The 16,475-nt window shown below is 70.2% G+C and carries 18 protein-coding genes; 15 read left to right on the top strand and 3 right to left on the bottom strand.

All coding sequences use genetic code 11. The annotated features are described in order from the left end of the window. Positions 1-40: 40 nt before the first annotated feature. From ABIE38_RS06770 to ABIE38_RS06705, 14 genes are all read left to right on the top strand, one after another. The gene (locus ABIE38_RS06770; RefSeq protein WP_354054700.1) at positions 41-1,141 is read left to right on the top strand and encodes an ABC transporter ATP-binding protein; all 1,101 of its coding nucleotides are present in this window, start codon (positions 41-43) and stop codon (positions 1,139-1,141) included. A 135-nt stretch (positions 1,142-1,276) separates the two neighbouring features. Further along, positions 1,277-2,065, top strand: a complete 789-nt coding sequence (locus ABIE38_RS06765; protein WP_354054698.1) for an enoyl-CoA hydratase/isomerase family protein — start codon at positions 1,277-1,279, stop codon at positions 2,063-2,065. A 52-nt stretch (positions 2,066-2,117) separates the two neighbouring features. Then, complete coding sequence (locus ABIE38_RS06760; protein ID WP_354054696.1) at positions 2,118-2,531, top strand: Zn-ribbon domain-containing OB-fold protein; 414 nt, start codon at positions 2,118-2,120, stop codon at positions 2,529-2,531. Then, on the top strand, positions 2,531-3,688 hold the full coding sequence (locus tag ABIE38_RS06755) for a thiolase family protein (RefSeq protein WP_354054695.1): 1,158 nt from the start codon (positions 2,531-2,533) through the stop codon (positions 3,686-3,688). The genes ABIE38_RS06760 and ABIE38_RS06755 overlap by 1 nt, the downstream gene beginning before the upstream one ends. After that, positions 3,685-4,929, top strand: coding sequence for an acyl-CoA dehydrogenase family protein (locus tag ABIE38_RS06750; RefSeq protein WP_354054693.1), 1,245 nt, complete (start codon positions 3,685-3,687; stop codon positions 4,927-4,929). The genes ABIE38_RS06755 and ABIE38_RS06750 overlap by 4 nt, the downstream gene beginning before the upstream one ends. Before the next feature lie 143 nt (positions 4,930-5,072). After that, positions 5,073-5,948, top strand: coding sequence for a phosphotransferase family protein (locus ABIE38_RS06745; protein WP_502914737.1), 876 nt, complete (start codon positions 5,073-5,075; stop codon positions 5,946-5,948). 50 nt (positions 5,949-5,998) lie between these two features. After that, positions 5,999-7,219, top strand: coding sequence for an acyl-CoA dehydrogenase family protein (locus tag ABIE38_RS06740; protein ID WP_354054690.1), 1,221 nt, complete (start codon positions 5,999-6,001; stop codon positions 7,217-7,219). Between the two features lie 2 nt (positions 7,220-7,221). Beyond that, positions 7,222-7,986 (top strand): SDR family NAD(P)-dependent oxidoreductase, encoded by a 765-nt coding sequence (locus tag ABIE38_RS06735; protein ID WP_354054688.1) that lies wholly within the window; start codon positions 7,222-7,224, stop codon positions 7,984-7,986. Beyond that, positions 7,986-8,750: an SDR family NAD(P)-dependent oxidoreductase gene (locus ABIE38_RS06730; RefSeq protein ID WP_354054686.1), complete on the top strand. Its 765-nt coding sequence runs from the start codon at positions 7,986-7,988 to the stop codon at positions 8,748-8,750. Before ABIE38_RS06735 ends, ABIE38_RS06730 begins: the two co-directional genes overlap by 1 nt. Next, entirely contained in the window at positions 8,747-9,835 is a 1,089-nt protein-coding gene (locus tag ABIE38_RS06725) for an NAD(P)-dependent alcohol dehydrogenase (RefSeq protein WP_354054684.1), read from the top strand. Before ABIE38_RS06730 ends, ABIE38_RS06725 begins: the two co-directional genes overlap by 4 nt. A gap of 37 nt (positions 9,836-9,872) precedes the next feature. Beyond that, complete coding sequence (locus ABIE38_RS06720) at positions 9,873-11,366, top strand: class I adenylate-forming enzyme family protein (protein WP_354054683.1); 1,494 nt, start codon at positions 9,873-9,875, stop codon at positions 11,364-11,366. Between the two features lie 110 nt (positions 11,367-11,476). After that, the gene (locus tag ABIE38_RS06715; RefSeq protein WP_354054681.1) at positions 11,477-12,088 is read left to right on the top strand and encodes a TetR/AcrR family transcriptional regulator; all 612 of its coding nucleotides are present in this window, start codon (positions 11,477-11,479) and stop codon (positions 12,086-12,088) included. Positions 12,089-12,173: 85 nt separating this feature from the next. Continuing rightward, positions 12,174-12,500, top strand: a complete 327-nt coding sequence (locus ABIE38_RS06710; RefSeq protein ID WP_354054679.1) for an EthD domain-containing protein — start codon at positions 12,174-12,176, stop codon at positions 12,498-12,500. Further along, positions 12,497-13,528: an MBL fold metallo-hydrolase gene (locus tag ABIE38_RS06705; protein WP_354054677.1), complete on the top strand. Its 1,032-nt coding sequence runs from the start codon at positions 12,497-12,499 to the stop codon at positions 13,526-13,528. Before ABIE38_RS06710 ends, ABIE38_RS06705 begins: the two co-directional genes overlap by 4 nt. A gap of 57 nt (positions 13,529-13,585) precedes the next feature. Here the strand turns inward: ABIE38_RS06705 and ABIE38_RS06700 are convergent, their stop codons facing one another. Both ABIE38_RS06700 and ABIE38_RS06695 read right to left on the bottom strand, forming a co-directional pair. Then, complete coding sequence (locus ABIE38_RS06700) at positions 13,586-14,335, bottom strand: SDR family NAD(P)-dependent oxidoreductase (RefSeq protein WP_354054675.1); 750 nt, start codon at positions 14,333-14,335, stop codon at positions 13,586-13,588. Between the two features lie 99 nt (positions 14,336-14,434). Continuing rightward, the gene (locus ABIE38_RS06695) at positions 14,435-14,902 is read right to left on the bottom strand and encodes a MaoC family dehydratase (RefSeq protein WP_354054673.1); all 468 of its coding nucleotides are present in this window, start codon (positions 14,900-14,902) and stop codon (positions 14,435-14,437) included. A 121-nt stretch (positions 14,903-15,023) separates the two neighbouring features. On the opposite strand from ABIE38_RS06695, the gene ABIE38_RS06690 reads away from it, so the two are divergent. After that, on the top strand, positions 15,024-15,788 hold the full coding sequence (locus ABIE38_RS06690) for a LysR family transcriptional regulator substrate-binding protein (protein ID WP_354054672.1): 765 nt from the start codon (positions 15,024-15,026) through the stop codon (positions 15,786-15,788). Here ABIE38_RS06690 and ABIE38_RS06685 read toward each other — a convergent pair. After that, positions 15,771-16,424 (bottom strand): TetR/AcrR family transcriptional regulator, encoded by a 654-nt coding sequence (locus tag ABIE38_RS06685; protein ID WP_502914727.1) that lies wholly within the window; start codon positions 16,422-16,424, stop codon positions 15,771-15,773. The two genes, ABIE38_RS06690 and ABIE38_RS06685, sit on opposite strands and share 18 nt — an antisense overlap. Between the last annotated feature and the right edge of the window lie 51 nt (positions 16,425-16,475).

Here is a 16,475-nt window from a genome sequence, read left to right as displayed (position 1 = left end):
GAGCCGCGCGATCCCGCCGGCGTGAATGTGAGGAAGACCAATGACCGCGAAAATCGAGATCTCCGGTCTCACCAAGCAATACGGAAACAACGTCGTCGTCGACGAGCTCGATCTGGAGATCGACGCCGGGGAGTTCCTGGTCCTGCTCGGGCCGAGTGGGTGCGGCAAGACCACCACTCTCCGCTGTCTCGCCGGCCTCGAGACCCCGGAGAAGGGATCGATCTCCTTCGACGGCAAGCCGATGTTCGACTCCGGTGACCGGGTCAACGTCCCGCCCAACAAGCGGAGCATCGGCATGGTGTTCCAGTCCTACGCGCTGTGGCCCAACATGACGGTGCGGAAGAACATCGCGTACCCGCTCAGGGCCCGCAAGATGAAGGAGGCGCTCAACTCCGGTCGCGTGGAACAGGCCGCCGACATGGTCGACTGTGGCCACCTGCTCGACCGCTACCCCTCGCAGTTGAGCGGTGGGCAGCAGCAGCGGATCGCGGTCGCCCGCGGGATGGCGGCGCGGCCGGACCTCGTCCTGTTCGACGAACCACTCAGCAACCTCGACGCGCTGCTCCGTGACCAGGTGCGCACCGAGATCCGCCGGCTCCACGACGAACTCGGGTTCGGCGCGGTCTTCGTCACCCACGACCACTCCGAGGCGTTCGCGCTCGGGGATCGACTCGCGATCATGAAGCAGGGGAAGATCGAACAACTCGCGACCCCGCAGGACGTGTTCGACCACCCCGTGAGCGAGTACGTGGCCGACTTCATCGGGATGTCAAACCGGCTCGAGCTCCACCGTTCGGGGTTGGAGTGGACCACGGCGGCCGGGACCGAACTGCCCCTGCGCTGCGAGACGGGCGACAGCCGAGCCGTCTCCGCCCGTCTGTGGCCGGACGACATCAGCCTCCACCGGCCGGACGAGGACGTCTCACACAAGGAGATCACGCTCGACGCCACGTTGCTGTCCGCCGAGTTCGGCGGCCGGTATTACGACGTCCAGGTGGGCGCCGGGCCGGAGGAGTACCGATTGCGCGCCTCCGCCGCGGTCCACGGGGACTGGCTCCGGCGGTCGAAGAGGGGCGAGCCCGTCGTCATCAGTTTCCGCTCCGAGAGTCTCAAGATCTACCCGCTCTCTCCGGAGCTCTGACCAGGCCGGATCCGCCCCTCGGCGGGTCTGGCCGGGCCACGGAAAACCTGTCTTGCACAGAGGTTGACGAGGCCCGAATCGCAGTGTAGACATGAACTGAATCCAGTTCAGGAAGTTCCACGAAAGGGAAAGACCATGGCTCAGACCGATCACGTTCTGTTGGAGAAGGACGGCGACGTCGCCCGGGTGTGGCTCAACCGGCCGCACAAGAAGAACGCCGTCACCGTGGAGTTGCTCCACCGCCTCGACGAGATCATCAAGGAGGTCGACGCGGACCCCGAGCTCAAGGTGCTCGTGCTCCGCGGCGTCCAGAACCAGTTCTGCTCGGGCTTCGACCTCGACGAGCTGCTGGGCGACTTCGTCGGCACCACCAACGCCATGGACGTCGGCGTCCTCTCGGCCCAGGTGTGCGACCGGCTCTACTCGATGAACACGCCGTCCGTGGCCGTCCTCGAGGGCTACGTCACCGCCGGTGGCTTCGAGCTCATGATCTCGTGCGACTTCGCGATCGCCGCGGACGACGCCAAGATCGGCGACTTCCACATCCGTCGCGCCCTCTTCGGTGGCGCCGGCCCCATCTACCGCCTCCCGCGGATGATCGGTCTGCGCAAGACCAAGGAGCTCATGCTCACGGGCAAGCTGCTCTCCGGCCAGGAGGCCAAGGACTTCGACCTCATCAACGACTCGGCCCCCGCCGACAAACTCGATGAGTGTGTCGAGGAGTTCATCGGCACCCTGACCGACAAGAGCCCGTTCATGATGAAGCTGACCAAGATGGCCGTGAACCAGGGCCTGGACGCCGACATCAAGTCGCTCATGATCATGGAGCACTTCGCGGTCGGCAACTCGCTGCAGTCGGAGGACGGCAAGGAGGGCATCCAGGCGTTCCTCGAGAAGCGCGAGCCCAAGTGGGTCGGCCGCTGATCTGACCGATCACGGAGCGGGGAACGTCAACGGACCAACAGGAGTGCACACCATGACCGAGAACCAGACCCTCTCACCGCGGTTGCGGGGGAGCCGGTGCGAGCACTGCACGACCGTGGCGTTTCCCGCTTCCGTGAGCTGTCAGCGCTGCGGCGGGTCCGAGACCACCGGGATCGACCTGTCCACCACCGGCACGGTGTGGACCGCCACCATCCAGCGGTTCCCCCCGAAGTCGCCGCCGTACGTTCCTCCGGCCGGGGGCTTCCGCCCCTACGCCGTCGGCTACGTCGAACTCCCGGAGGGCGTCAAGGTCGAGGCCCTGCTCGAGGGCACGTCGCCGATCGACCTGATCGGCAGGCAGGTCGTCCTGGTGGAGTCCGATCCGGTGCCGAGCTTCACGCTCGATCCCACACCCGCCGCCACCGCGGACGCCGGTGCCGAATCCGCCAGTGAGAAGGAGGTCTGATGTCTGACGTGCACATCGTCGGAGCCGGGTTGTCGAAGTTCGGACGCCAGGACGGGGTCACCGGGCGTCAGATGGCGGTCTCCGCCATCCGGACCGCGCTGGCCGACGCCGGACTCCAGTGGTCCGATGTCCAGATCGCGTTCGGAGGCAGTGACGGATCCGGGCTCGCGGACACGCTGGTCGCGGACCTGGGCCTGACCGGGATCCCCTTCACCAACGTCAAGAACGGGTGCGCGACCGGTGGCAGCGCCCTCGTCTCCGCCATCAACGCGATCCGCTCCGGCGCGGCGGAGGTGGCGCTGGCCGTCGGGTTCGACAAGCACCCCCGCGGTGCGTTCGACCCCAAGCCGGGGGAGTGGGGCCTGACCGAGGGGTACGGCACCCACGGGCTCATGGTCACCACCCAGTTCTTCGCCATGAAGATCACGCGGTACATGGCCCGTCACGGCATCTCGGAGACCACGCTGGCCCGGGTGGCGGAGAAGGCCTACCGCAACGGCTCGCTCAACCCGAACGCCTGGCGGCGCGATCCCAAGACGCTCGAGGAGATCGCCGCCTCGCCCATGGTCAACGACCCGCTCACGCAGTTCATGTTCTGCAACCCGGGGGAGGGCGGGGCCGCGATCCTGCTGGCGTCCGAGTCCGTCGCGGCCCGGATGGGCGGCCGAGCGGTCGCCGTCCGCGCGGTCTCCACCGGCACCCGCCCGTTCGGGTCCTTCGAGGTGTTCGCCCCGTCCGTCCAGGGCGAGGGCGAGCCGAGCAGCGTGAGCACCGTGGTGGCCCGTCGAGCGTTCGAGACGGCGGGGGTGTCCCCGTCAGACATCGACGTGGCCCAACTCCAGGACACGGAATCGGGCGCCGAGATCATGCACCTCGCCGAGTGCGGATTCTGCGAGGACGGGGAGCAGGAGGGGATGCTCGAGCGCGGAGAGACGGAGATCGGCGGCCGCCTGCCCGTCAACACGGACGGCGGGTGCCTGGCCAACGGTGAGCCGATCGGCGCCTCGGGCCTGCGTCAGGTCCACGAGATCGTCACCCAGCTCCGCGGCGAGGCCGGTGACCGTCAGGTCCCCGGCGACCCGCGGCTCGGGTTCACCCACGTGTACGGCGCGCCCGGCATCAGCGCGTGCACCGTCCTGGAAGGAGGTCGGCGATGACCGGCACCACTCCCGATCAGCTCGTCACCGATCAGGGCGGCGTCGACCAGCACGACGGGCTCCGGGGCTTCCTCGACTCGGCCCGCCGGTGGTTGGAGTCCGTCGCGAGCCCCCGTCAGTCGCGCCCCTGGGGCGAGGGGCCGGACGGCGTCGTGGTGTTCGAGAACTGGTCCGCCGAGGAGGAACGCGAGGAGACCGATCGACGCCGCGAGTACGAGCAGGCCAAGTTCGACGCCGGATACGGCGCCGTCACCTGGGGGGCCGAGTACGGCGGCCGGGACCTGCCGATCGCCTACGACCTGGCCTTCCGCCGCCTGGAGGCGGACTACGACCTCCCCCAGCGCACCGAGATGTTCCCGGTGACCCAGCAGCTCATCGCCCCGACCATCGCGCAATGGGGCACGGAGGACCAGCGCGCGGAGTACGTCCGCGCGATGCTCCGGACCGACCTCATCGCCTGCCAGTTGTTCTCCGAGACCGAGGCCGGCTCCGACCTCGCCGCCGTGCGCACCCGCGCCGTGCAGAAGGACGGACGCTGGGTGCTCAACGGGTCCAAGGTGTGGACCTCCGGGGCGAGGGTGGCCGACTACGGCGTCGCGGTGTGCCGCACCGACCCGGATGTGCCCAAGCACCAGGGCCTCACCATGTTCATCGTCCCCATGGACGCGCCCGGTGTCACCGTCCGCCCCATCAGGCAGATGACCGGCGGGACCTCGTTCAACGAGGTCCTGATCGATGACGTCGAGTTGGACGACCGCTACCGGTTGGGGCCGGTCGGCCAGGGTTGGAAGGTCGCCCTCACCGTCCTGGCGGCCGAACGGCTGGACTCGGGCAACCTCGGGTTGGACAACGCCGACCAGGCGGTCGAGCTGGCCCGCAACGCCGGTCGCGAACTCGACGCTCTGGAGCGGGACGCGGTCGCCGACCTCGTCACCCGTAGCTTCGTCCAGCGGCTGGTGGGGATGCGGGTCGCGGCGGCAGTGGGTGCCGGTCGCGAGCCCGGCCCCGAGGCGTCGGTGGGCAAGCTGCTCGCCACCGACACGATGGCCCGTACCTCCGAGGCCGTGCGGCTGCTCCTCGGCCCGGAACTGAGCCTCCGCAGCGAGAAGTGGGGCACCTGGGCCTGGACCGAGCACGTGCTCGGCGCCCCCGGCTACCGCATCGCGGGTGGCACCGACGAGATCCAACACAACATCCTCGCCGAGCGTGTGCTCGGTCTTCCCCGGGAGCCACGGCCATGACGACCTCCGAGACCGCCGACGACGCGAGCACGAACGACGCGAGCACGAACGAACCGGGCACCGACGAGTCGCGGCTGCGCGACCGGGTGATCACCGGACTCGTCGACCAGGTGGTCCGGGGCCCGTTCGGACCTCTCGATCCCATGCTGGGTGGGCACTCCGGGCTGACGTACCGTATCGCGGGCGCAAGCGAGGAGTTCGTGATCAAGTCGGTGCCTCCGGGACAGAAGGCCGTCGGACGGCACGACATGCTCCGGCAGGCGCGCATCATGTCAGCGCTCGCCGACACCGCGGTGCCGGTTCCCGGCATCCGGGCCACCGACGAGGAGTCCCCGGCATGGTTCGCGATGGATCTGGTGCGCGGGGAGTCACTCGAGCCGGTCCTCGACGACCCGGCCGTCGAGCCGGGACTCGCGGCCGCCCGGATGCGACGGGCCGCGGAGATCCTTCCCGCGCTGCACGCGGTGCCCCTGGACTCACTGCCCATCGACGGAGAGGTGCTCACCCCGGCGGACGAACTCGCCCGCTGGGTCCGCACGATGGGCGCGGTCCCGCCCGAGCTGGTCCCCGACGCCGACCGGCTCGAGGCACTGCTCACCGCCGCGATCCCGGAGCCGGTCGCCCCGGTGCTGGTCCACGGCGACTACCGACTGGGCAACATCCTCTCCGACGGGACCGAGCCCGCAGCGCTGATCGACTGGGAGATCTGGAGCCCGGGCGACCCTCGCGTCGAACTCGGGTGGTTCCTCGTCTTTGCCGACGGCACCAACTTCCCCGGCGTGGGCCGCGAGGTCGCCGGCCTGCCCGAGCCCGGCGAGCTGATCGACATCTACTCCGCCACGGCCGGTCCGCTCACGGACTTCACGTGGTTCGACGCCCTGGGTCGGTTCAAGATGGCGGCCATCATGGGCCACAACCTGCGGCGGCACCGCGAGGGGCGACACCACGACCCCGCGCAGGAGCTGTTGCCGGAGACCATCCGCCAGCTCATCGTCACCGGCATCGCCCGGCTGGCCTGACGCGCCACCTCCACGTCACGCCACCTTTTTCGAGAAACGAGAGAACGATCATGGACTTCGCCTACTCGAGCCGAACCGCGGAACTCGCGGAGAAGCTCTACGCCTTCATGGACGAGCACGTGTACCCCGCCGAGAAGGTCTACGACCGGCAGATCGCGGAGAACGACAACCCGCACGAGCAGCCACAGATCATGCGCGACCTGCAGGCCACCGCGCGCGAGCAGGGCCTGTGGAACCTCTTCATGGCCCACGACGGACTCGGCGCGGGCCTGACCAACCTCGAGTACGCGCCGCTGGCGGAGATCGTCGGCCGGTCGATCATCGGCAACGAGGCCATCAACTGTTCGGCGCCGGACACCGGCAACATCGAGATCCTCGCCATGTACGGGACCGAGGCGCAGAAGGAGCAGTGGCTGAAGCCGCTGCTGAACTGCGACATCCGCTCGGCGTTCGCGATGACCGAGCCCGGTGTGGCGAGCTCGGACGCCCGCAACATCGGCACCACGATCCTGCGCGACGGCGACGAGTACGTGATCAACGGCCACAAGTGGTATTCCTCGGGCATCCTGGACCCCGACTGCAAGCTCATGATCGTCATGGGCAAGTCCGACCCGGACGGGCCCGCCTACCGGCAGCAGTCGATGATCCTCGTCCCCACCGACACCCCCGGGATCGAGATCGTCCGCGATCTGCCGATGCTGGGCTACCACGACCGGCTCGGCCACGGCGAGGTCACGTTCACCGACGTCCGGGTGCCGGCCGAGAACATGCTCGGCCAGGAGGGCGACGGCTTCCTGATCGCCCAGGGCCGTCTGGGTCCGGGCCGGATGCACTACGCGATGCGCGGCATCGGCATCGCGGAGCGGGCGCTGCAGATGATGTGCCAGCGCGCGCAGGACCGGGTCGCGTTCGGCGAGCCGCTCGCCAAGCGCGGGGTGGTCCGCGAGTGGATCGCCCGCAGCCGCATCGAGATCGACCAGATCCGCCTGCTCACCTTCCAGGCCGCCTGGCTGATGGACACCCAGGGCAACGCCGCCGCACGGATGCAGGTGGCCGCGATCAAGGTCTCCGCGATGGAGACCGCCCACAAGGTGGTCGACCGCGCGGTGCAGACCTACGGCGCCGCCGGGGTGAGCGACGACAACGTGCTGGGCCGGTTCTTCGCCCTGACCCGGGCCCTGCAGATCGCGGACGGCCCGACGGAGGTCCACCTGCGCACCATGGCGCGTCTCGAACTCAAGAAGTACACCCCCACCCCGACGGAGGCCTGATCATGAGCGAGAAGTCCGCCCTTCTGGCCGGCAAGGTCGCGCTCGTCACGGGCGCGACCCGCGGCCTCGGCAAGGCGATGGCGCTGGCCCTGTCCGAGGCCGGCGCCACGGTGATCGTCTCCAGCCGCAAGGCCGACCAGTGCGAGGCGGTGGCCGCCGAGATCACCGCCGCCACAGGACAGGCCGCGTACCCGCTGGCGCTGCACGTGGGCGACTGGGACGCGATCGAGCCCGCCGTGGACCGGGTCGTCCGCGATCACGGATCGATCGACGTGGTGGTCAACAACGCCGGGATCGCGCCGCTCGCGCCGTCCGCCCTCGAGGTCTCCGAGGCGCTGTTCTCCAAGACCATCGACGTCAACCTCAAGGGCCCCTTCCGCCTCATGGCGGTGGCCGGGGACCGGATGGTGCAGGCCGGCGGCGGCTCCATCATCAACATCTCCAGCATCGGCGCCGAGCGTCCGAGCCCGCCGGAGGCCACGTACGCCGCCTCGAAGAACGGCCTCAACGCCCTGACCCGCGCCTTCGCCCAAGAGTATGCACCCTCGGTGCGCGTGAACTGCATCATGCCCGGCGCCTTCGCCTCCGACATGGCGGCGGACTGGGACTCCGAGTTCCTCGGCCTGGTGGTCAACCGGCTCCCGGCCGGCCGCCTGGGTGACCCGGCGGAGATCGCGGGTCTGGTCGTCCACCTGGCCTCCGACCAGGCCGGGTACACCACGGGCGCGCTGATCCCCGTGGACGGCGGACGGACGGCGGTCTACTGATGTCGAACCCGACCGAGCTCTTCGACCTCACCGGGCGGGTCGCGGTGGTGACCGGCGCGTCCTCTGGACTCGGGGAGGGCTTCGCCCGCACCCTCGCGGCGGCGGGCGCGACGGTGGTCGCCGCCGCCCGCCGTGCCGAGCGCCTCGCCGGACTGGCCGCCGAGGTGTCCGGGCTGGTTCCGGTGGAGTGCGACATCACGGATCCGGAGGATCGTGCCCGGCTCGTCGCGACGGCCACGGAGGTCGGCGGCGGCGTCGATGTCCTGGTCAACAACGCCGGCCGCCCCGGCCCGCCCGATGCACTCACCGAGAGCGCGGAGGAGTTCGACGACATCCTGCGCGTCAACCTCACCTCCGGTTTCCACCTCTCGGCCGCGGCCGTCAACGCACTGCCGGAGGGGCGGCCGTGTTCGATCATCAACATCTCGTCGGTGATCGGGCTGGTCTCCACGGCGCCCATCGGGGGAGCCGGATACGCGGCCTCCAAGTCGGCGGTCATCGGCGTCACCCGGGAGCTCGCCGGCCAGTGGGGCCGACGGGGCGTGCGGGTCAACGCCGTCGTGCCCGGATGGTTCGACACCGAGATGACCGACGGGCTGTTCGCCAACGAGAAGTCCGCAGGATGGGTGCGGCGCAACACCATGCTCAACCGCGGTGGCCGCGCGGGCGAGGTGGACGGCGCGGTGCTGTTCCTCGCCTCCGACGCCGCGAGCTACGTGACCGGCCACGTCCTCACCGTGGACGGCGGGTGGACGGCGCGATGACTTCTCCGGCGTCGCGAGTCGAGCTGCCCGCCACCATGCGGGCGTGGCGTCTACACGAATGGGGTTCGGGCCCCAGGCTCGACCGCATCCCCGTGCCTCGTCCCGGGCCCGGTGAACTGCTGCTGAAGGTGGATGCCGCCGGATTGTGCCAGTCGGATCTGCACATCATGGACGCGCCCGAGGGGCTGATGCCGTTCACCCTCCCGTTCACCCTCGGTCACGAGGTCGTGGGCACGGTGGTCGCTGTCGGCGACCGCGTCGATGAGAGCCGGATCGGCGTGACCTACGCCGTGCACGGAGTGTGGTCGTGCGGCGAGTGTCGCAGGTGCCGGAATGGGCGGGACAACTATTGCGTCCGCCTCTCGGGCGCGGTCGGCGGAGGGATCGGGCGGGACGGGGGACTGGCCGACTACATGCTCGTCCCCGCGGCGCGCCATCTCGTCGCCGTCGACCCCGACGCGGGGCCGGCCCTCGCCCCGCTGACCGACGCCGGACTCACCGCCTACCACGCGGTCCAGTCGCAGCCGGTGAGCGTGAGGGGCTCGGTGGTCGTGGTGATCGGGATCGGCGGGCTCGGCCACCTCGCTCTGCAGGTGTTGAGATCCCGTTCGCCCGAGGTGGTGGTGGCGGTCGACCCCCGCGAGAGCGCCCGGGCGCTGGCCACCGAGCTCGGGGCCGACCACGCCGTCGCCTCGGTCGTGGAGGCCGCCGAGGTGGTCCAGCGACTGGCCGCCGGCAAGGGAGCCGACCTGGTCTTCGACTTCGTCGGCGCGCAGGAGACGGTGGCGGCGGGCGCCCGCATGCTGGGCACCGGAGGAGGACTCACCGTGATCGGTTCGGCGGGCGGGGCCCTCACGGTCGACAAGCAGGGGTCGGTCGCCCGCGGGTGGCGGGTCTCCGCACCTTTCTGGGGCCCGCACGCCGACCTGGCCGCCGTCCTCACCCTCGCGGCCGAGGGTGAGATCGTCTCGGTCGTCGAGGAGCGCACGATGGACGAGGTTCCCGCGGCCTACGAGGATCTGCGACACGGTCGGGCATCCGGTCGCCTCGTCGTCGTCCCCGGAACCGACCCGTCCGCGGCGTGACACGCCGTCGGACCACTGATCGCTTAGGAGAAGCCCAATGAAGCAGCTCGCCCAGGACGTCATCGACCGCGCGGCCCGCACCCCTGGTGACGTCGCCGTGGTGGACGGGGACGGGGCCCACGACCTCGCCGAGGTCCTCGCCGGGGCCCGGGCGCTCGCCGAGGTCATCGAGGCCGCGGTGGACGGCCCACCGACCGTCCTCATCCGCGCGGACAACTCGTGGCGGACGGTGTCGGCCGCCGTGGCCGTGGGGCTGGCCGGCGGGATGCTCGCGGTGATGAGCGGGCATGCGACGCGCTCGGAGTTCGACTTCGCCGCCGAAGACCTGCAGCCGGACGTCGTGGTGACCGCCACCGACACCGCCGAGGTCTGGGGGCTGGCCGAGCACGGGTTCGTCGAGGTCGGCCGGGCACTGGACGGCTGGGTCGTCGCGGGGCCGGCGGACGGTCGTTCGAAGGGGGTCGAGCGCTGGCGCGGGGGAGCGGTGGCGGCGATGACCTCGGGGTCCACCGGACGCCCGAAGTGCGTGATCCAGACCGAGGACGCGTTGCGCTACGCGTGCCGCTCGACGATCGAGGCCGTGGGCCTCGAGCCCGGGGACGCGGTGGGCGCCCTGGTGCCCTTGTCCTCCGCGGCCGCGATCTGCTTCGGGATGTACCTGCCGACCATGCTCGGGGGCGCGATGGTGGCGCTGGACAGATGGAAGCCCGAGACGGCGGTCGCGCTCCTGCGCGACCAGCGTGTGGCCTGGACGATGCTGGTCCCGACCATGGCTCTGCAACTCACCCTGGTCGACGGCGCCGAGGGGGCGCTGACGGCGATGCGGGCGATGACCGTCGGCGGTGGTCCGATGAACGAGAAGGCCCTGCACGACGCCGAGGTGAAACTCGGCACGACCCTGCTACGGGTCTTCGGGATGTCCGAATGCCTCGGCCACACCACCCCGTCGCCGACGGACGACGTGGAGGTGCGCCTGGGGCGGGACGGTCGCCCGTTCCCCGGCACCGAGGTGCGCGTCGTCGACGAGGTCGGGGCCGTGCTCGAGCCGGGGGCGCTCGGTTCCCTGCAGGTGCGCGGGCCGTCCCTGTTCGTGGGGTATGCCCGCGACGGCGCCCCGGTGGCGCCCGACGTCAACGCCGAGGGCTTCCTGGCCACCGGCGACCGGGCCGTGATCCACGACGACGGCAGCGTGAGCATCCGTGGTCGGGAGAAGGACCTCATCATCCGCGGCGGACGCAACATCGACATCAACGAGGTCGAGGGCGCGCTCGCGGCCATCCCGGGGATCCACCAGGTGTGCGTGGTCCCCGTGCCGGACCCGGTGCTGGGAGAACGGACCGCCGCGCTGGTGGTCTCGGAGGGTGAGCCTCTCGGTCTCGACGAGATCCGCCGCCACCTGGAGGCGGCGGACTTCCCGAAGTTCAAGTGGCCCGAGTTCGTGCGGTCGGTGTCGGTGCTGCCGCAGTCCAGGGTGGGCAAACTGGACCGCAAGGGCGCGGCGAGCCTCGCGGCGGAGATCTTCGGAGACTGAGGCAGGCCGGGGGTGGGTCGGTCAGCCGCCATCTGGATGCATACCGGTGTGACCTGAACTCACTTTCCCTTAACCTGGACGGATGATCACGAACACGGGGGGTACGGGCGATGGCGCCAACCAAGACTGAGGGCCCGCGGTCCAAGAGGAACGTCATCCTCGAGGCGGCGGTGGCCAACTTCGGCAGCGTCGGTTACGAGCACACCAAGTGGGCGACGATCGCCGGCGAGGTGGGGATCGGTCAGACCGCGCTGTACCACTACTTCGAGTCCAAGGCGCACTGCCTGCTCACCATCATGAGCGCCGAACTCACCAGGTACCACGAGCGCTTCACGGTGGCGGTCGAGGGAGTCGGCGACGCCGAGACCGCGCTGCGGGCGGCGATCTCCAGCGCTTATGACATCAGTGAGACCGAGGCGCTCCAGGCGCGAATCCTGCTGCACCACATCGACATGCTCGCCACCCCGCGTTCGTCCGAGCGGGAAGAGGAGGAGCGGGTCAGGGCGCGTGAGCTCGTCCGGGTGGTCGAGCGGGAGTGGACCGGACTGCTGGAGCGGGGCATGGACTCGGGTGAGTTCCCGCGACGCGACCCGGTCGAGCTCGGGCGGTTCGTGCTCGGACTGCTCAACTCCGTGTGGAACTGGTACCGGCCCGGCGGGAGCCGAACGCTGCCCGAGGTCTCGGACTCGGTCATGGGGGCGTGTTTCCGCCTGGTGCACTGAGGCGGTTTCCGTTCCGGGACGGTGCGGCCGGCCGCGGTGGTACCGTCGGTGTAGATACTGAAGTGAATTCAACTACGGAGGAACTGTGTACAACCTCATCGTCATGGCGTCCAAGCCCAGCGACTGGACCCACGAGCAGTTCATCACCTGGTGGCGGGGCGAGCACGCCGAGGTGACCTACCCGCTACCCGGCCTGCGTCGCTGGTCCCACACGGCCGTCAAGGAGGCCGGCGGGAACAAGCACTCGCTGGGCTGGGACGGGGTGTCGGTCCTCAGCTTCGACTCCAAGGAGGCCTACGACGCGATGCTCGAGAGCCCCGAGTGGGCGAAGGCCGCCGAACACGTCGGCTCCATGGGCGGCCGCGCCATCATGGTGATGGGTGACGAACAGGTCATGGTCTCCGACTCGTGACCACCGAGGGAACGGACTGGACCGACCTCGGGTGCCATCCGGTGGCCGACGGCGTCCACCGGATCCCCCTCCCGATGCCGCAGGACGGCCTGCGCGCGATCAACGTCTACGTGATCGAGGGCCCGGACGGGGTCTCTCTCATCGACGCCGGGTGGAACGTCCCGGGCAACCTCGAGATCCTGCGCGACGGACTGCGGTCGGTCGACGTCGGCCTCGACGAGGTGACCGACGTCCACGTGACGCACATCCACCGCGACCACTACACGATGGGGCCGGAGCTGCGCAGGCGCGTCGGCAGCCGCATTCACCTGGGCGGTGGTGAACGCCCCGGGTTGACAGAGCTCCACGAACTTCGCACCAGCGTGCCCACGGACTCGCTCGACCAACTCCGTCGGGCGGGCGCCCCGGAGATCGCCGAGGCGTCCCGGGTCGAGTCGTTGGCGGAGCCCTGGCTGGCCGAGGACTGGGAGCTGCCCGACACGTGGACCGAGGAGGGCCCCGTCTCGGTGGCCGGGCGACCGATGGAGGCGCGGCGGACCGCCGGCCACACCAAGGGGCACCTGGTGTTCGACGACGACGCCCTCGGCGTGACGTTCACCGGTGACCACGTCCTGCCCAGGATCTCGCCGTCGATCGGGTTCGAGCTCGGGGGGTGGGACGACCCCCTGGGCGACTATCTCGCCTCGCTCGAGGCGATGCTGGAGCGTCCGGACACGCTCATGCTGCCCGCGCACGGCCAGGTCGGGGGGAGTGTCCACCGCCGGGTCCGCGAGCTCCTGTCCCATCACGACTCGAGACTGGACGCCACGCGTGCGCAAGTGCGCGCCCGTCAGGGGGCGACGGGGCTCCAGGTGGCGTCGGGGCTGCCCTGGACCCGCCGCGAGCGCGCCTTCGACTCGCTCGACGTGTTCAACCAGATGATCGCGACCTGCGAGACGATGGCGCACCTCGACGTCCTGGTGTCGAGGGGTGACGTCGTCGTCGACGAGGTCTCGTCGGCCGGCGTGCAACGCTTCGTGACCGCCTGAGCAGGGATCCCGCGGTCCGGGCCCGCCGGCGGGTGCCGGCGGACCCGGACGGCGTTCTCACCGTGCGGTCCAGCCGCCGTCCGCATAGAGCTCGCCACCGGTCATGAACCCGGCGTCGTCGCTGGCCAGGAAGGCCACGCAGCCGGCGATCTCCGCGGGAGTGCCGAGGCGCCCCATCGGGGTGCCGTCGAGCATTCCCCGATGGCGCTGGCTGCCCTCGTAGCGCTCGAGGAGCTGGGGGGTCTCGATGAATCCGGGGTGCAGGGAGTTCACCCGGACGCCCCTGGTGGCCCAGTGCATCGCGGCGTTCTTGGACATGGTCCGCACCGCGCCCTTGGCGGCGTGATAGGCGAAGCTGTTGCCGAACCCGCCGACGCTGCCCAGGATCGAGCAGACGTTGACGATCGCCCCGCCGCCGGTGCGTTCGATCGCCGCGCCCGCGTGCTTCATTCCCAGCCACACGCCGGTCTGGTCGACGTCGATCACGCGCTGCCAGTGCTCGGGGGACTCGTCCTCCAGCGTCTTGAGGCTGCCGATCGCCGCGTTGTTCACCAGGACGTCCAGCCGGCCGTGGGTCTCCATGATGCGGGAGACCGCGGCGTTCCACTGCTCCTCGGACGACACGTCGAGCTCCACCGTCTGGTGGGGGCCGGACGGGAGGGAGGAGGCCACCTCGTCGAGGCGGGTGCCGGGGAGATCGGCGACGACGACGGCGGCGCCCTCGGCCGCGAGTCGGCCGCAGATCTCGGTCCCGATACCGCCCGTCGCACCCGTGACGATGACGACGCGATCCTGAAAACGCTCCATGTGTTCGGCCCTTCCGGCGCTGGGGGTGTACCTCTCCACGATAGATCAAGTGAACTGAATTCAGTAGATGTTCCGGATGCGCGCCCGGATCCGGGGTGCTCAGTCCTGCTCGGGGAACGCCACCATGAGTGCCTCGGCGACGCAGGCGGGCTTGTCGCGGCCCTCGACCTCGATCGCGTAGTGCACGCACGCGAGGACTCCGCCGGCCTGCGCGTCACGGGTCCACGCCACCCGCCCCACCGCCCGGATCCTGTCGCCGGGGCGGACATAGGAGGGGAACCGCACCTTGTCGAGTCCGTAGTTGATCGCGCGACCGATGCCCTCGAACGTGAACAACCCGGAGCTGAGGCGCGGGATCAGTGACAGCGTGAGATAGCCGTGGGCGACGGTCGATCCCATGTCGGACGAGGCGGCCCGCTGAGGGTCGACGTGGATCCACTGCCAGTCCTCGGTGACGTCGGCGAAGGAGTCGATGCGGTCCTGTGTGATCACGAACCAGTCACCGGCACCGAGATCGAGGCCGGCGGCCGCACGGAACTCGTCGACGCCGTGGAATACGTGGGTCATGGGTCCTCCTCTGTGGGATGGCGCCGGAGCTGCCCGGCGACACGCACGGTAGTGGCCCGGGGGCCGAGACGGTCCGCAATCGCCGAATCCGGTTCAGTCGGGCAGCGGCTACCGTTGAGGGGTGAACGAGGATATCGGTCCGGACCGGCGGAGCCTGGCCATCGGCTTCGTTCCGGGCGTGCAACCCGACAAGTGGCTCACCCGGTGGCGCGAACGCAATCCGCTCGTGCCGATCTCGGCGCGGCGGGTGGGTGACCCCCGGGCGGAGCTGGCGCCGACGCCGGGCGGGGGCGGTGTCGACGTGGTGTTCCTCCGTGAGGCCGATCACGCCCCCCGCTCCGCCCCGGCCGGACTTCTGCGCATCCCGCTGTACACCGAGACCATGGCGGTGCTCGCGGCGCGGGGCCACGAGATCGGCGCCTACGAGTCCCTGTCCCCGGCCGAACTGGAGGGGGAGCGGTGGCTCGACCCCGTCGACGCGATCACCGCGTCCCCGGACGAGGTCTCCGCCGCGGTGGACCTGGTCGCGGCCGGGGTCGGACTACTGGTCCTACCGCAGCCCTACGCCCGCTCGCTGAGTCGCCGGGACGTCATCGAGCGCCCGCTGGAGGGCGTGCCCGCCACCCGCATGGGTGTCGCCTGGTCGTCGGATCGCGAGGGCGACGTAATGATCGACGAGTTCGTGGGCATCGTCCGCGGCCGCACCGCCGCCACGTCACGCAATGCCGGGGACGCACCCAGGGAGAAGCTGAACGCCCGGCAGAAAGCGGCGGCGAAGGCGCGGGCGCGGGGTGAGCAGTCACGGGGTGACCAGGCACGGGGTGACCAGGAACGCGGCCGGCGGCAGGCGCCGCGGGGCAAGGGCCGGTCACCGCGGGGGCGGTGACAGGTCGGCACCCCCGCCGGCCCGGCCCGCGCCCACCATGCCGCGGGCGAAGTACAGGTGTCGTGCCACCACGTCGTCTCCCGTCAGCGGGCCGTCGGGGCGGAACCAGGAGGAGATCGACACGCACAGCGACGAGATCGCGCGGGCCGCGTCCTCGGGGTGCTCGCAGGCGAAGTCCCCCGAGTCGACGCCGGCCCGGATGGCCTCCTCGAGCATCGCCTGCTGGGAGTCGCGTTGGGCGATGTGGTGCGCGCGGACGTCCGGGTCCATGCTCCGCATCTCCGTGGAGGCCACGAACGCCTGGTCCCGCCTGGCCATGTGGAAGCGCGCCAGACACTCCACGAGGTTCTCGAAGCGGGCGACCGGGTGGCTCCCGGCGTCCTCCACGGCAGCGCCGGTGTGCTGGAGCATCTCCGCCATCGCGGTGTCCACCACGGCCGCGAGGATCGCCTGTTTCGAGCGATAGTGGTGGTAGAGACCCGGAACCGACAGGCCCGCCTCTTCGGCGATCATCCTGATCGAGGCGCCGTGGTACCCGTGTCGCGCGAAGACGACCAGCGCGGCCCGCAGCGGGGGCGACAGTGTGTCGGGCCCGAATTCTCGCCAGTCGCTCATCGGTGGACTCTCCTCGGTCATCGAAAAACCCTAGCTGTCGATCACTTGACACGTGCTGTGGTGTGGGTAACA

It is taken from the genome of Dietzia sp. 2505 (genome assembly GCF_040546785.1).
Taxonomy (GTDB): domain Bacteria; phylum Actinomycetota; class Actinomycetes; order Mycobacteriales; family Mycobacteriaceae; genus Dietzia.
The sequence above is the reverse complement of the archived record's forward strand: the minus strand, read 5'-3'. Positions and strand labels throughout refer to the sequence as shown.

Excerpts from the sequence above, each read along its gene's own strand:
- ABIE38_RS06770 (WP_354054700.1), top strand. The coding sequence starts at position 41 with ATGACCGCGAAAATCGAGATCTCCGGTCTCACCAAGCAATACGGAAAC.
- ABIE38_RS06765 (WP_354054698.1), top strand. The coding sequence starts at position 1,277 with ATGGCTCAGACCGATCACGTTCTGTTGGAGAAGGACGGCGACGTCGCC.
- ABIE38_RS06760 (WP_354054696.1), top strand. The coding sequence starts at position 2,118 with ATGACCGAGAACCAGACCCTCTCACCGCGGTTGCGGGGGAGCCGGTGC.
- ABIE38_RS06755 (WP_354054695.1), top strand. The coding sequence starts at position 2,531 with ATGTCTGACGTGCACATCGTCGGAGCCGGGTTGTCGAAGTTCGGACGC.
- ABIE38_RS06750 (WP_354054693.1), top strand. The coding sequence starts at position 3,685 with ATGACCGGCACCACTCCCGATCAGCTCGTCACCGATCAGGGCGGCGTC.
- ABIE38_RS06745 (WP_502914737.1), top strand. The coding sequence starts at position 5,073 with ATGCTGGGTGGGCACTCCGGGCTGACGTACCGTATCGCGGGCGCAAGC.
- ABIE38_RS06740 (WP_354054690.1), top strand. The coding sequence starts at position 5,999 with ATGGACTTCGCCTACTCGAGCCGAACCGCGGAACTCGCGGAGAAGCTC.
- ABIE38_RS06735 (WP_354054688.1), top strand. The coding sequence starts at position 7,222 with ATGAGCGAGAAGTCCGCCCTTCTGGCCGGCAAGGTCGCGCTCGTCACG.
- ABIE38_RS06730 (WP_354054686.1), top strand. The coding sequence starts at position 7,986 with ATGTCGAACCCGACCGAGCTCTTCGACCTCACCGGGCGGGTCGCGGTG.
- ABIE38_RS06725 (WP_354054684.1), top strand. The coding sequence starts at position 8,747 with ATGACTTCTCCGGCGTCGCGAGTCGAGCTGCCCGCCACCATGCGGGCG.
- ABIE38_RS06720 (WP_354054683.1), top strand. The coding sequence starts at position 9,873 with ATGAAGCAGCTCGCCCAGGACGTCATCGACCGCGCGGCCCGCACCCCT.
- ABIE38_RS06715 (WP_354054681.1), top strand. The coding sequence starts at position 11,477 with ATGGCGCCAACCAAGACTGAGGGCCCGCGGTCCAAGAGGAACGTCATC.
- ABIE38_RS06700 (WP_354054675.1), bottom strand. The coding sequence starts at position 14,335 with ATGGAGCGTTTTCAGGATCGCGTCGTCATCGTCACGGGTGCGACGGGC.
- ABIE38_RS06695 (WP_354054673.1), bottom strand. The coding sequence starts at position 14,902 with ATGACCCACGTATTCCACGGCGTCGACGAGTTCCGTGCGGCCGCCGGC.
- ABIE38_RS06685 (WP_502914727.1), bottom strand. The coding sequence starts at position 16,424 with ATGACCGAGGAGAGTCCACCGATGAGCGACTGGCGAGAATTCGGGCCC.